The organism is Streptomyces sp. NBC_00154 (assembly GCF_026342835.1).
In the GTDB taxonomy this organism is placed as follows: domain Bacteria; phylum Actinomycetota; class Actinomycetes; order Streptomycetales; family Streptomycetaceae; genus Streptomyces.
In genome coordinates, this window is record NZ_JAPEMI010000001.1 from 6,207,193 (window position 1) to 6,220,174 (window position 12,982).

The following is a 12,982-nucleotide window of genomic DNA, read 5'->3' on the forward strand; positions in this document are numbered from 1 at the left end:
GGATCAGTCCTCCACGGCAACGGACAGCGGGCCGGGCTCTGTGCGCAACTCTGCGAGTGCCGGGCGCAACTGACCATCGTTGATCGGCCATGTGGGGCACGCGCCGTGCCGGGCGTGCGGTGGAGGAGAGGCGAATGGCAGGCGGCTCACCCAGCGATCACGGGGTCAGCCGGCGGGAGACGAGACGGGTCCCGTGCTTTTCAGGGCGGTGAACCTGTTCGACCCGGAGGCGGTCGCCCTGGGCGGGACGTTCCGAGGGCTGATGCCGTGGCGCGGTGCGCCCTCGGACGCCCGGCTCACCGCCCGGGTGGTGCACGAGGACTCGATCGCCGGACGGGCCGGAATCAGGCCCGTCCGGCGATCGAGGACATCGTTTACGGCCGGTGCGCGGCGATCAGCTGCTGATACCAGCGGTAGCTGTCCTTCGGGGTCCGCTCCTGGGTGTCGTAGTCGACCCGGATGATCCCGAACCGCTTCGCATAGCCCAGCGCCCACTCGAAGTTGTCCAGCAGCGACCAGACGTAGTAGCCGCGTACGTCGACACCGGCGTCCATCGCCGCCTTCAGAGCGGTCAGGTGACTCTGCAGGTAGCTCACCCGGTCGGCGTCGTGGACGGCACCGTCCGGGCCGACGGTGTCGAACTCGGCCGAGCCGTTCTCGGTGATGTGCACCGGCGGCAGGGCGTCACCGTACGTCCGCTTCAGCGTGGTCAGCAGATCGGTGAAGGACTCGGGGACGACCGGCCAGCCCATCGCTGTGCGCCGGACGCCCGGGTACTCCGTCTCGGTGTACCGGTTGTCCGTGGCGACGCGCAGCGCCGGGTCGGCCTCGCGGTGAGGGGCGGCGGCGACCACGATGGGCCGGTAGTAGTTGATGCCCAGGAAGTCCAGGGGCTGGGAGATCAGCTCCAGGTCACCCTCACGGCGGAAGTCCTGCGCGGTGATCAGCTCGCCCCAGGTCTCCTCATCGGTCGCCGGGTAGCGGCCCGCGAGGATCGGCTCGGTCCACACCAGGTTGTGCTGGGTGTCGGCGCGGACGACGGCGGCGAGGTCGGCGTCCGATTCGGTGGCCGGGACGTTGCGGTCCAGGTTGAGCGTGATCCCCGCCTCGCGGACACCCGCGGCGCGCAGCGCCTTCATCGCCAGGCCGTGACCGACGAGCAGATGATGCGCGGCGGCCAGCGCCCCGGTGCCCTCCTTGGCACCCGGCGCGTGCCGGCCCACGGAGTAGCCGAGGAAGGCGCTGCACCACGGCTCGTTGAGCGTGATCCAGCGCGGCACCCGGTCGCCGAGGTGCTCGGCGACGATCGACGTGTACTCGCCGAACCGCTCCGCGGTCTCCCGCACCCGCCAGCCGCCTCGGTCCTCCAGGGCCTGGGGCAGGTCCCAGTGGTAGAGGGTGGCGGCCGGTTCGATGCCCGCTTCGAGCAGTGAGTCGACGAGCCGGGAGTAGAAGTCCAGGCCCTTCCGGTTGGCCGGCCCGCTGCCGTCGGGCTGGATCCGCGGCCAGGCGATGGAGAAGCGGTACGACGCCACGCCCAGGTCGCGAAGGAGCGCGATGTCCTCGGGGTAGCGGTGGTAGTGGTCGCAGGCCACGTCACCTGTGTCGCCGCCGTCCGTCTTACCGGGCGTGTGGCTGTAGGTGTCCCAGATGGAGGGGCCGCGGCCGTCCTCCTGCGCGGCGCCCTCGATCTGGTACGAAGCCGTTGCCGCGCCGAAGACGAATCCGGGCGGGAAGGCGGGGAACTCACTCATCACGGACCTTACTTGACGGAGCCACCGGAGATACCGGCAGCGATGTACTTCTGGGCGAGGACGAGCAGGATCGCCGCGGGGATCGCGGACAGCACGGCCGCGGCCATGACCGAACCCCAGTCACCGACGTGCGCGCCTATGTACTGGTAGATGCCCAGAGTGATCGGCTTGACGTCGTCGGTGGTGTTCAGCGTGAGGGCGAACATGAAGTCGCTCCACGCGTACAGGAACGAGAACAGACCGGCGGTGATCAGCGAGTTGCGGCTCATCGGCAGCACGACCTGGACGAAGGTACGGAAGCGTCCCGCACCGTCGACCTCGGCGGCTTCGATGACCTCGCGCGGGATGGCCACCATGAACGAGCGCATCAGCACGATCGCGAACGGGATGCCCAGCGAGGCATCCGCCAGCATCAGGCCGAAGTACGAGTTGACCAGCCCGAGGTCCACGTACGCGCTGTACAGGGCGTTGGCGATGACGATGCCCGGGACCATCTGGGTGATGAGCGTGCCGAAGACGATCACCTTCGTGCCCGGCAGCTTGAACTGGGCAAGCGCGTAGGCGGCGGGCGCGGAGATGGCCAGACAGATGGCGACGGCGCCGAGTGCGACGGCCAGCGAGGTCAGCAGATTGGTGCCCTGCTCGCTGATGGCCGAGCTGAAGCCGGACAGGTCCAGCCTGTGCGGGATCGCGTCCACTTCCAGCAGCCCGGACTCGGGCTGCAGCGCGGTGTTGATCATCCAGTAGAGCGGGAAGAGCATCACGCAGAGGATGACGAGGCCCGCGATCATGGAGCCCCAGCGGCGCTTCGGCCTGTTCCGGTCGGCCTGCGACGGGACAGCGGGGGTGTGGGTGATGGTCGCCATGCCGGTCACTTCCCCTCGTTGCGGTTGGCCCGCAGGTAGAACACCGCGAAGACGGCGGATATAAGGATCAGGATGTTGCCGACCACGGCACCGGCTCCGAAGTCCAGCGAGACGAAGGAGTTCTGGTATGTCAGGGTGCCCAGGGTCTGCGTGGAGTCGGCGGGTCCGCCGTCGGTGAGGGCCAGGATCAGGTCGAGGATCTTGACGGTCGACATGAAGCCGAGCACCAGGACCACGGTGATGACGGGCTTGAGCAGCGGCAGGGTGATGGACCGGAAGGTCCGCCACGCGGAGGCACCGTCGAGCGCGGCAGCCTCGTACAGCTCCTTGGGGACCTCTTGGAGTCCGCCGTAGAGGATCACCATGTTGAACGGGATGCCGATCCAGATGTTCACCAGGACGACGGAGACCAGGGCCATGCTCGTGCTGGTCAGCCACGGGGTGTCACCGACGCCGAAGATGCCGAGGAAGGAGTTGAGGACACCGGTGTCCTGGTCGAGGATGCGCCGCCAGACGATGCCGGAGACGACCATCGGGACCAGCCACGGCAGCAGGATCAGTGAGCGGAGCACGCCGTTGAGCGGGAACCGCTTCGTGAAGAACACCGCCAGCGCCAGGCCGATGCAGAACTGGCCGATCAGCGAACCGATGGTGAAGAGGATGGTCTGCAGGAGAGCCTTGCCGAACAGGTCGTTCTGGAAGACGTTCTTCCAGTTGTCGAACCCGTTGAACGGGGCCTTACCGGTGAAGAAGGTGGACGGCGAGTAGTCCTGGAAGCTCATCACGACGTTGCGGACGAGCGGGTAGCCGAAGAACAGCAGCATGAAGACGACCGCGGGGGCCAGGAAGCCCCATTGGGCGAGCTTCCTGCGGCGCTTGGCCCTCAGCGGGTCAGGAGTCTTCGTGCTCGTGACGATCGGCGCGACGGGCGCGGGAGCAGTGGTGGTCGACATGTTCAGTTACCTCAGTTCCCGCTCTCGACACGCTGCTGTGCGTGCTTGAGGACGCTCTCGCTGGACTGGCCGGTGAGAGCGGCCTGGAAGGCGCTCTGCAGAGCGAGCGACACCGAGGACCAGCCCGCGCCGAGCTCGGCGGTGCGCGACCGGGCGGTGGCCACCTGGTCGGCCAGCGAGCTCAGCTCGGGAACCTTCTTGCGCCAGGTGTCGGCGGCCTTCTGGTTGGCCGGGATCATCCAGCTGTTCAGCGCGTAGGTGATCTCTTCCTGCTCGCTGGTCATGCAGTTGATGATGCGGGCGGAGGTCTTCTCCCGGACGGTGTCACCGATGTCGGGGATGGTCAGCATGCCGCCGCCCAGCGGACCGACCGAGTCGTCGCCGGCCTCGGGGACGGGGATCTGCGCGATGCCCCAGTTGAGCCCCTTCTTGGTGTTGAGGGTCTCGACCTGCCAGGGACCGTTGATCATCATGGCGGCGTTGCCGGCCATGAACTGGTCGTTGACGTCCGCCTGGGTCCAGTTGACCGTGGACTTGGACAGCGAGCCGTCCTTGAGCAGCGCCTTCCAGTAGTCCAGCGCCTCGACGACCTGCTTGCTGCCGAGGTCGGTCTCGCTTCCGCCGTTGGACCACATGAACGGCGTGAACTGGTAGACGCCGTCCTCCGCGCCGCCCGCGCTCAGGGCGACGCCGTACCGGCTGCCCTGGGTGAGCTTCTTCGCGCTCTCCTGCATCTCGGCCCAGGTGGTGGGCACTTCCAGGCCGGCCTTGTTCAGGATGTCCTTGTTGTAGAACAGCGCGAGGGTGTTCACCGTGCGCGCCGCACCGTAATAAGTGCCCTTGTACGAGCCGTAGTCCAAGATGCCCCGGGGTATGTCGTCGGTGGCGACGCCCAGCTTCTTGAGGTCCTTCAGCCCGCCGGTCTCGGCGAACGTCGGCATCTCGGAGCCGTCGAACTGGATGATGTCCGGGAGCGACTTCGAGGAGGCCATCCGCAGCGACTTCGTCATGACCTGAGCGGCCGGAACGCTCTGCTGCTCGATGGTGACGCCGAGCTTCTTGCTGCAGCGCGACAGGGTTGCGGCGTCCCAGCCGTGGTACGAGTCGTCGGTCGAGGAGTTCAGGACGGTGTACACAGTGTCGTCCCGCTGCTGGCCACAACCCGAGAGAGCTGTGCCGGCGACGATCGCGGAGACAACGGTGAGCGGGACGATGACCCGCCGATTGCGACGACGGCGCCGATGGCGCAGGCCGTCCGGAGAAGATGCTGTCACGTGCGTGCCCTTGCATGAGAGGGGTGCCGGCCCGGTGGGACCTCTCTGTCCCGGCCAGGAGATGCATACGCCTCGGTACGGGTCGGCAGGTCCGTACCGGCAAGGCGGGGGTGTCCGGCGGCGGTCCGTCGCCGGACACCCCGTTGGGGTCAGCGGACGCCGAGGAGGTGTTCCATGGCGAGCTGGTCGAGGGCTTCGAAGGCCATCGAGCGTTCGGCGGCGGCCGTGGCGTCGAACTCCTCGTATGCGGAGGTGTCGGCGAGGAGGCTCTTGAGGCCGTCCTCGGCGGTGGGCTGTGCGAGTTCGTGGAGGCGGGAGGCGGTCAGTGCTTCCTGCACGGCGGGGTCGGCGCGGAAGGCGAGGGCGCGCTCCTTGAGGATGAGGTAGTTGCGCATGCAGTTCTTCGCGGACTCCCAGACTCCGTCGATGCCGTCGGTGCGCACCGGCTTGAAGTCGAAGTGGCGCGGGCCGTTGTAGTCGGAGGTCTCGAGGAGGTCGACGAGCCAGAAGGCCTGGCGCAGGTCGCCGGCGCCGAAGCGGAGGTCCTGGTCGTACTTGATGCCGGACTGGCCGTTGAGGTCGATGTGGTAGAGCTTGCCGGCCCACAGGGCCTGGGCGATGCCGTGCGGGAAGTTCAGTCCGGCCATCTGCTCGTGGCCGACCTCGGGGTTGACGCCGTACATCTCGGGGCGCTCGAGGCGCTCGATGAATGCGAGGGCGTGGCCGACGGTGGGCAGCAGGATGTCGCCGCGCGGCTCGTTCGGCTTCGGCTCGATCGCGAACCGCAGGTCGTAGCCCTGTTCGACGACGTACTCGCCGAGCAGGTCGAAGGCCTCCTTCATCCGGTCCAGGGCCACCCGCACGTCCTTGGCGCCACCGGACTCGGCGCCCTCGCGGCCGCCCCAGGCCACGTAGGTCTCGGCGCCGAGCTCGACGGCGAGGTCGATGTTGCGGATGACCTTGCGCAGCGCGTAGCGGCGCACGTCGCGGTCGTTGGAGGTGAAGCCGCCGTCCTTGAACACCGGGTGGGTGAACAGGTTCGTCGTCGCCATCGGGACCTTCAGACCGGTGCGGTCCAGGGCGTCCTTGAAGCGCGTGATGATCGCGGCCCGCTCGCTGTCCGAGGAGCCGAACGGGATCAGGTCGTCGTCGTGGAACGTCACGCCGTGCGCACCGAGCTCCGCCAGTCGCTCGACGGACTCGACCGGGTCGAGCGCGGGACGGGTGGCGTCACCGAAGGGGTCGTTGCCGCGCCAGCCGACGGTCCAGAGACCGAAGGTGAACTTGTCCGCGGAGGTGGGAGTGAAGCGCTTCGACATGGTCTGCCTCTTGTGCAAGGGCTCGGGCGGCTGCTCTGCCGACCGATCGATTTGTTGGCTGGCAGTACTAATACGGCATCTTGGCGTTTGTTGCTAGAGCATCCATGTGACACACACGTCACATACAGACAATCTGACTGCTGCTCGCGAGGGCCCTGTGCTCGATCGGGGCGGGTGGGAGGCGTGTTGACGCGCTGTCGAAGCGCTTCGACAAAAAATTTGTTTTGTGTACGATCAAAATCGGGATTCATAGGAACGAGGTACGTCATGCCGTCGCGACCAGCCACGAAAGCGGCCACCGCACCGGTATCGGCCGTCCTCGGAGTGGACATCTCCGCCCGGTCCACCAAGGCCGCGGTCGTCGACGCGACGACCGGCCGGCTGCTCGCGGTGGGCCGAGCCTCGCACACCGTGACCGGTCGCTACGGCGCCCGCGAGAGCGATCCCGAGACCCGATCGCCCCGGCCATCGCGTGGGGCACCGGCCGGGACCGCAGACTGCCCACCGCACCGTGGGACACGGCCACCTGGCACGGAGTGACCTCCGACCACGACCGCGCCACCCCGTCACTTCTGAACACGCACTCCTGACCGGCTAAGGAAGACCCCCATGAAGTTCACCGACGGCTTCTGGCAGATGCGAGACGGTGTGCACGCCTCGTACGCCACCGAAATCCGCGACCTCCAGCTCGGCGCCGACCGCCTCACCGCCTACGCCGCCGTCAAGCGCGTCGAACGGCGCGGTGACACGCTCAACGCGCCGCTGATCACAGTGGAGGCGTACACGCCCGCCGAAGGCGTCATCGGTGTGCGCGTCACCCACCTCGCGGGCAAGCGGCACCCCGGGCCCGATTTCGCACTGCCGGGCGCGACCGAGACGCCGGCCGCCACCACCACCCGTACGGATGGGCGGGCCGCCGAACTGACCAGCGGCCCCCTCACCCTGCGGCTGCCCACTGAAGGCACCTTCGGCCTGGAATTCCTGGATGCGGACGGCCACCTGCTGACCTCCGCCGGACACAAGGGCACCGCCTTCGCCACCGTCCAGGACGGCGGCCACCACATGTTCGCCCAGCTCGCCCTCGGAGTCGGCGAAACCATCCACGGCCTGGGCGAGCGCTTCACTCCATACGTCAAGAACGGCCAGGTCGTCGACATGTGGCAGGCGGACGGAGGGACCAGCAGTGAGCAGGCGTACAAGAACATCCCGTTCTATCTCTCCTCGCGCGGCTACGGCGTCTTCGTCAACCACCCCGGCAAGGTCTCCTTCGAGGTCGGCTCCGAGGCCGTGGGCCAGGTGCAGTTCAGCGTCGAGGACCAGACGCTGGAGTACTTCGTCGTCGCAGGCCCCAGCCCCAAGGACGTCCTCACCCGCTACACCGCACTCACCGGCCGTCCGGCCCTGCCCCCGGCCTGGTCGTTCGGCCTCTGGCTGACCACCTCGTTCACCACCTCCTACGACGAGGCGACCGTCACCTCCTTCGTGGACGGCATGGCCGAGCGCGGCATCCCGCTGTCGGTGTTCCACTTCGACTGCTTCTGGATGCGCGAGTACCAGTGGTGCGACTTCGAATGGGACCCGGAGACCTTCCCCGACCCGGTCGGCATGCTCGCCCGGCTCAAGGAGAAGGGGCTGAAGATCTGCGTGTGGATCAACCCCTACATCGCGCAGAAGAGCCCCTTGTACGCGGAGGGCGCGGCGAAGGGCTACTTCGTGCACACGCCCGGGGGAGACATCTGGCAGTGGGACCGCTGGCAGGCCGGCATGGCGCTGGTGGACTTCACCAACCCCGAGGCGACCGCCTGGTTCCAGAGCAAGCTGAAGGTCCTCCTCGACCAGGGTGTCGACGGCTTCAAGACCGACTTCGGCGAGCGCATCCCCACCGACGTCGTCTGGCACGACAACTCCGACCCGGAGCGGATGCACAACTACTACACGCACCTCTACAACAAGGCCGTCTTCGAACTCCTGGAGAAGGAACGCGGCCAGGGCGACGCGGTGCTCTTCGCCCGCTCGGCCACCGCCGGCGGCCAGCAGTTCCCCGTCCACTGGGGTGGCGACTGCTGGTCCTCCTTCGGCGCGATGGCCGAGTCCCTGCGCGGCGGACTCTCACTGTCCCTGTCCGGCTTCGGCTTCTGGAGCCACGACATCGGAGGCTTCGAGGGCACCCCCGACCCGGCCGTCTTCAAGCGCTGGCTCGCCTTCGGCCTGCTCTCGTCGCACAGCCGACTGCACGGTTCCTCGTCCTACCGGGTGCCGTGGGAGTTCGGCGACGAGGCGGTCGAGGTCGCCAAGCAGTTCACCGAGCTGAAGCACCGCCTCATGCCGTACCTGTACGGTGCAGCCGTCGAGGCCCATCGCACCGGTGTCCCGACGATGCGCCCCATGCTCCTGGAATTCCCCGACGACCCGGCGACCCGCACTGTGGACCGCCAGTATCTGCTGGGCCCGGACCTCCTGGTGGCCCCGGTCTTCAGCGAGGGCGGCCAGGTCGAGTACTACGTCCCGGAAGGCACCTGGACCCACCTGCTCTCCGGTGAGACCGTCACCGGCCCGGCCTGGCGCCACGAGATCCACGGCTTCGACAGCCTCCCGCTGCTGGTCCGCCCGGGCGCGGTCCTGGCCCTGGGCGCGGACACTTCCCGGCCCGACGGCGACTGGCTGAACAACCTGGAGCTGCGGGTCCACGTCCCCGAGGGGATCGGCGACTTCACCCGCACGGTGACGGTCCCCGATCTCACGGGTGCGCCCGCCGCGACGTACGAGGTGGTCCGCGAGGGCAACACGGTCCGTGTCACGGCGGACACGGACCGACCGTACGAGGTGACGGTCGTGGGCGAGAGCGGCCTGAAGGTGGTGAAGGCCTGACGCCGCCGTCCGACGGTTTGGTCCGGCCCTCAACCGTGCGGGGAGCCGGATCGAACCCGGCGCACCTCCCTCACGGCGGAACGGATCCCGTCGAATGTGGCGACCGGATGCCGTGAGCCGACCGCGGGCAGGACGGCACCGAGGCAGACCGGCTTGAACCGCTGATCGCCGAGCGGAACCCCGACGAAGACGGGTGCCCCGACGCACCCCACGGGAACCGTGCCGTTCCACCACACCCGCCCGTCGTCCGCGCCCCGTACGACGTTCCCGACGACGGCGGCCTGTGGCCGGTCGGTCCGGTCAGGCCCGACGTCGTGCCCCAGGACCTACGCGGGCACCGGCGAGGTCCCGACGGCGGCGACGTCCTCCGCTCTCGCTGCCGGCCCGTCGGTGATCTCGTCGGTCGCCCACTCCCACCGCTTGCGGCGGGCGAGCGCGTGCAGCCCGCCGGTGGGCATCACCGCGACACCGGAGTCACCGAGAGGGGTCCACTCCTGCTCGAACTTGATCATCGCGATGGCGTGGGCGCTCATGGCCGACTCGGACAGCTCGGGCCGCAGCCGCACCTCGGCGATGTCGTACTGCGTCATCGCCCCGGCGGTCGCCAGGTGGGGTGCGTCGGTCCGCGGTTCCTTGGTGCCGGGATGACGTGCGTAGCGTGAGAGGCGCCTCACGCCTCCACTGATCTGCCGACGGGTACGGTGACCGGCGGCGAAGTGGTAGGCGGCGGTTGCCCGTCGACTTCACGTCGGAGGACATCAGCGTGCCGGTGCCCGCCTCCGTACCGTCCTCATCCGGCCCAACACCGCCTGAAACCACCTGAAGGCAGAGAAGATGACCACGCAGACAGACCGTGTCGACGACGAACTGATCCGGGCTGCGGCTCACATCGCCAGCACGCGCTGCCGGGGCGACAACCACACGATGGCGGCTGCGGCCCGCGCCCGAGACGGCCGGATCGTCACCGCAGTGAACGTCTACCACTTCACCGGAGGCCCCTGCGCGGAGCTGGTCCTCATCGGCACGGCTGCCACCCAGGGCGTCTACGACCTGGAAACCATCGTCGCCGTGGGCGACCGCGACCGAGGCGTCGTGCCCCCGTGCGGCCGCTGCCGCCAGGTCCTCGTCGACTACTTCCCAGCCCTCAAGGTCATCGTCGGCACAAGCAACAGCCACAGAACCATCTCCATCACCGACCTGCTTCCCGAAAGCTACATCTGGGCGGACCACCAGCTCGACACCGAGGAAAGCGCACCCCTAAGCACGAACTGACACCCAGGCGGTGACAGGGCAGATATGTACGGACGATCCGAGGGGAACCCGATGCAGGACGAAGCATGGAACCGTGTGGAGCGGCTGCGGACCTGGCTGGACGAGAACGCCGTTCAGGCGTCGGACAGTGATGTGCGGCTGCTGCGCGTACTCAAGATCGGCGAGGAGTTCGGTGAGGTCGCCGAGGCGTTGCACGGCGCGATGGGTGCCAACCCTCGTAAGGGGGCGTCCCATACGTGGGACGACGTCAACAAGGAGCTGTGCGACGTCATCGTGACGGGCATGGTCGCGCTCGCGTCGTGCACGCCGGACGCGCGCAAGCTCCTGGACGAGCGGCTGCAACACCTGGTGGACCGTGTGCTGCCGCCGAGTGGTGGGACCGGGGCCGACGTGGCGTGAGAGGACAAGGCTCACCCCGCTGACTGATCACCGGGTCCGTATCCGGAGCATCGACCTGGGGAGGCCCTGGGGCCACGGCCTCTCCAGGTCGTGACTGAACGCCCTGGATCCGGCGCAATCCGTCAGCTGCTGACAGTCCGGCCCGATCCACCTCCGGGGGAGCGGGGACTGGTCGGTGACGCGCGGGCGATGAGGGCCCGGCGCGTCTCCGAGCCCTCTTCACGCACCTCTGCCGGCGTCAGGCGGCGACGCTCGTGCGCAGGGCGTCGATGGCGAGATGGCGCGCGACGTTGGTGGCGTTGCAGTCGCGGAGACTGTCGAGCATGAGGAAGTCGTGCACCATGCCCTCGACGCGCACTGCGGTGACGTCCACGCCTGCTTCTCGCAGTTTCGCGGCGTAGGCCTCACCCTCGTCGCGCAAGGGGTCCGCCTCGTCGGTGATGACCAGGGTGGGCGGCAGGCCCTTCAACTGATCCAGGCTTGCCTGCAGGGGTGCGGCGTAGGGCTCCTTTCGCTGGTTGGAGTCCGCGTACTGGTCCCAGAACCACATCATGCCGTCGCGTGTGAGGTAGTAGCCGTCGGCGAACTGCAGATAGGACGCCGTGTTGAAGTCGGCGTCCGTGACCGGATACAGAAGCACCTGGCCCTTGACGTCGATCTCTCCGCGGTCCTTGGCCATGAGGGCGAAGACGGCGGCCATGTCACCGCCGACCGAGTCGCCGCTCACAGTCAGGCGTGAGGCGTCCAGGCCATGCTCGGCGCCGTGCTGGACGATCCAGGAGCCCACCGCGTAGTTCTGCTCGATCTGGGTCGGGTACTTCGATTCCGGTGCCCGGTCATAGACCGGGAACACGCAGGCCATATCTGCGCCTGTCGCCAGTTCACGGACCAGGCGGTCGTGCGTGTTCTCGTCTCCGAGCACCCAGCCTGCGCCGTGGATGTAGAGCATGACAGGCAGCGGTTCGGTCGCCCCGGCCGGTTTGATTATGCGAGTACGCACCTGTCCGTACCGGCCGGCGTCGATGGTCACCCATTCTTCGTCGATGTTGGGCTTCTCGACCCCTTCTCCGGTCTGGAGGCCGGCAAGGATGTCACGTCCCTGCTCGGGCGGGACCTCGTAGATGCGCGGGTGGGGGCTGGTCGCGTCGGCCAGTTCTTGGGCAGCCGACTCGAGACGGGGAGGGGGAGGATCAGGCAGGTCAACCATGGAAGTGCCTCCAGGTCGGACTCGCAGAAACGAATCCATTCGCTCGTTGCCTACTCATCCGTGTTCTCACGGAAGGGCCCGGTGTGCAACGGGATCTCCTGGCGAACACATAAGGACAGCAATCGCCACGGCCAGTAGTTGATTCGGCGGCATCACCGTTGGGAGCCCCGGGTTGGCGGATGTACCGCCGGACCGGGGCCGTGCTGCTGGACCGGGCGAGGTGAGCCGAACCCGCGCAGTCAGATCGGAGGATCGCCTGTGTGGACGGCTCCTGGCTTGATGATCGGGGCGCGTACAGGCCGTCACCGGGCCGGGCGCAGCGGTGGTCGGTACCGCACGTCGGTGGGCGTGGTGCGTGGACGCGGTGGTCGGGTCGGCGGGTCGGGACGGCCGTCGGCGCTGCCTCATGTGAGGATCGCCGCACGTCGAACCGGCGACGCGCGGGGTGCGGGATTCACCGACGTCAAGAAAGAAAGACATCCGCATGGATCTGAAACTCGAAGTCATCGTGCTGCCCGTCTCCGACGTCGATCGGGCCAAGAGTTTTTACCAGGCGGCGGGCTTCCGGCTGGACATCGACCTCGTCGCCGGTGAGGACTACCGGGTGGTGCAGTTCACGCCGCCCGGCTCCGAGTGTTCGATCATCCTGGGCAAGGGAGTCACTTCCGCCGCGCCCGGCTCGTTCCAGGGCCTGTACCTCATCGTCTTCGACATCGAGGAGGCCCGCGCGGAGCTCATCGGCCGCGGCGTCGAAGTGGGCGAGGTGTTCCATGATGCCGGAGGGATTTTCCACCACGGTCACGATGCCGGAGAGGTCACCTACGGAGCCGGGGACGAGGGACGGGTGGGCGGCCCGCACCCCGCTCGTGCCGACTACGGCTCCTACGCCACCTTCCGCGACCCGGATGGCAACGGCTGGGTGCTCCAGGAGGTGAAGAAGCGGGGCCCTGGCCGCTGACACCACGTCAGGCACGCAGGGGGCGACGGGCATGGAGTGCAGGCGCTGGGTTGACAGGCAGGCGATCAGCGGCCTGAAGCGCGACCACAGGACCAGAGACTGATACCCGGAG

Annotated in this window: 12 protein-coding genes and 1 pseudogene; 6 read left to right on the forward strand and 7 right to left on the reverse strand. The window is 67.9% G+C overall.

Annotation, left to right across the window (positions count from 1 at the left end; genetic code table 11):
* Positions 1 to 187 precede the first annotated feature (187 nt).
* Positions 188 to 313: pseudogene (locus OHA03_RS27910) on the forward strand (transcriptional regulator); the annotation flags it as partial.
* Between the two features lie 61 nt (positions 314 to 374).
* On the opposite strand, the gene OHA03_RS27915 reads toward OHA03_RS27910, so the two are convergent.
* The 5 genes from OHA03_RS27915 to xylA form a co-directional block, all read right to left on the reverse strand.
* Complete coding sequence (locus tag OHA03_RS27915; RefSeq protein WP_267006483.1) at positions 375 to 1,754, reverse strand: GH1 family beta-glucosidase; 1,380 nt, start codon at positions 1,752 to 1,754, stop codon at positions 375 to 377.
* An 8-nt stretch (positions 1,755 to 1,762) separates the two neighbouring features.
* Positions 1,763 to 2,620: a carbohydrate ABC transporter permease gene (locus tag OHA03_RS27920; RefSeq protein WP_267006484.1), complete on the reverse strand. Its 858-nt coding sequence runs from the start codon at positions 2,618 to 2,620 to the stop codon at positions 1,763 to 1,765.
* Positions 2,621 to 2,625: 5 nt separating this feature from the next.
* Positions 2,626 to 3,573 (reverse strand): carbohydrate ABC transporter permease, encoded by a 948-nt coding sequence (locus OHA03_RS27925; protein ID WP_267006485.1) that lies wholly within the window; start codon positions 3,571 to 3,573, stop codon positions 2,626 to 2,628.
* Between the two features lie 11 nt (positions 3,574 to 3,584).
* Positions 3,585 to 4,847, reverse strand: coding sequence for a sugar ABC transporter substrate-binding protein (locus OHA03_RS27930; RefSeq protein ID WP_267006486.1), 1,263 nt, complete (start codon positions 4,845 to 4,847; stop codon positions 3,585 to 3,587).
* Between the two features lie 149 nt (positions 4,848 to 4,996).
* Entirely contained in the window at positions 4,997 to 6,166 is a 1,170-nt protein-coding gene (xylA, locus tag OHA03_RS27935) for a xylose isomerase (RefSeq protein ID WP_267006487.1), read from the reverse strand.
* Positions 6,167 to 6,433: 267 nt separating this feature from the next.
* Here xylA and OHA03_RS27940 point away from each other — a divergent pair, with 267 nt between their 5' ends.
* The gene (locus tag OHA03_RS27940) at positions 6,434 to 6,706 is read left to right on the forward strand and encodes a hypothetical protein (RefSeq protein ID WP_267006488.1); all 273 of its coding nucleotides are present in this window, start codon (positions 6,434 to 6,436) and stop codon (positions 6,704 to 6,706) included.
* A gap of 69 nt (positions 6,707 to 6,775) precedes the next feature.
* The gene (gene yicI / locus OHA03_RS27945) at positions 6,776 to 9,034 is read left to right on the forward strand and encodes an alpha-xylosidase (RefSeq protein WP_267006489.1); all 2,259 of its coding nucleotides are present in this window, start codon (positions 6,776 to 6,778) and stop codon (positions 9,032 to 9,034) included.
* A 326-nt stretch (positions 9,035 to 9,360) separates the two neighbouring features.
* Here yicI and OHA03_RS27950 read toward each other — a convergent pair whose 3' ends face one another.
* The gene (locus OHA03_RS27950) at positions 9,361 to 9,708 is read right to left on the reverse strand and encodes a hypothetical protein (protein ID WP_267006490.1); all 348 of its coding nucleotides are present in this window, start codon (positions 9,706 to 9,708) and stop codon (positions 9,361 to 9,363) included.
* A gap of 160 nt (positions 9,709 to 9,868) precedes the next feature.
* Between OHA03_RS27950 and OHA03_RS27955 the strand changes: the two genes are divergently transcribed.
* Positions 9,869 to 10,306, forward strand: coding sequence for a cytidine deaminase (locus tag OHA03_RS27955; RefSeq protein WP_267006491.1), 438 nt, complete (start codon positions 9,869 to 9,871; stop codon positions 10,304 to 10,306).
* A 51-nt stretch (positions 10,307 to 10,357) separates the two neighbouring features.
* Positions 10,358 to 10,705 carry a MazG-like family protein gene (locus tag OHA03_RS27960; RefSeq protein WP_267006492.1) on the forward strand — a complete coding sequence of 116 codons (348 nt, stop codon included), beginning with the start codon at positions 10,358 to 10,360 and terminating at the stop codon, positions 10,703 to 10,705.
* Between the two features lie 238 nt (positions 10,706 to 10,943).
* Here the strand turns inward: OHA03_RS27960 and OHA03_RS27965 are convergent, their stop codons facing one another.
* Positions 10,944 to 11,912, reverse strand: coding sequence for an alpha/beta hydrolase (locus OHA03_RS27965; protein WP_267006493.1), 969 nt, complete (start codon positions 11,910 to 11,912; stop codon positions 10,944 to 10,946).
* Between the two features lie 484 nt (positions 11,913 to 12,396).
* Between OHA03_RS27965 and OHA03_RS27970 the strand changes: the two genes are divergently transcribed.
* On the forward strand, positions 12,397 to 12,870 hold the full coding sequence (locus tag OHA03_RS27970) for a VOC family protein (RefSeq protein WP_267006494.1): 474 nt from the start codon (positions 12,397 to 12,399) through the stop codon (positions 12,868 to 12,870).
* The last annotated feature ends 112 nt before the right edge of the window (positions 12,871 to 12,982 follow it).

Bases quoted from the DNA above. Each gene is read 5' to 3' on its own strand.
- OHA03_RS27940 (WP_267006488.1), top strand. From the start codon at position 6,434: ATGCCGTCGCGACCAGCCACGAAAGCGGCCACCGCACCGGTATCGGCC.
- yicI (WP_267006489.1), top strand. From the start codon at position 6,776: ATGAAGTTCACCGACGGCTTCTGGCAGATGCGAGACGGTGTGCACGCC.
- OHA03_RS27920 (WP_267006484.1), bottom strand. From the start codon at position 2,620: ATGGCGACCATCACCCACACCCCCGCTGTCCCGTCGCAGGCCGACCGG.
- OHA03_RS27965 (WP_267006493.1), bottom strand. From the start codon at position 11,912: ATGGTTGACCTGCCTGATCCTCCCCCTCCCCGTCTCGAGTCGGCTGCC.
- xylA (WP_267006487.1), bottom strand. From the start codon at position 6,166: ATGTCGAAGCGCTTCACTCCCACCTCCGCGGACAAGTTCACCTTCGGT.
- OHA03_RS27960 (WP_267006492.1), top strand. From the start codon at position 10,358: ATGCAGGACGAAGCATGGAACCGTGTGGAGCGGCTGCGGACCTGGCTG.
- OHA03_RS27955 (WP_267006491.1), top strand. From the start codon at position 9,869: ATGACCACGCAGACAGACCGTGTCGACGACGAACTGATCCGGGCTGCG.
- OHA03_RS27915 (WP_267006483.1), bottom strand. From the start codon at position 1,754: ATGAGTGAGTTCCCCGCCTTCCCGCCCGGATTCGTCTTCGGCGCGGCA.
- OHA03_RS27970 (WP_267006494.1), top strand. From the start codon at position 12,397: ATGGATCTGAAACTCGAAGTCATCGTGCTGCCCGTCTCCGACGTCGAT.
- OHA03_RS27925 (WP_267006485.1), bottom strand. From the start codon at position 3,573: ATGTCGACCACCACTGCTCCCGCGCCCGTCGCGCCGATCGTCACGAGC.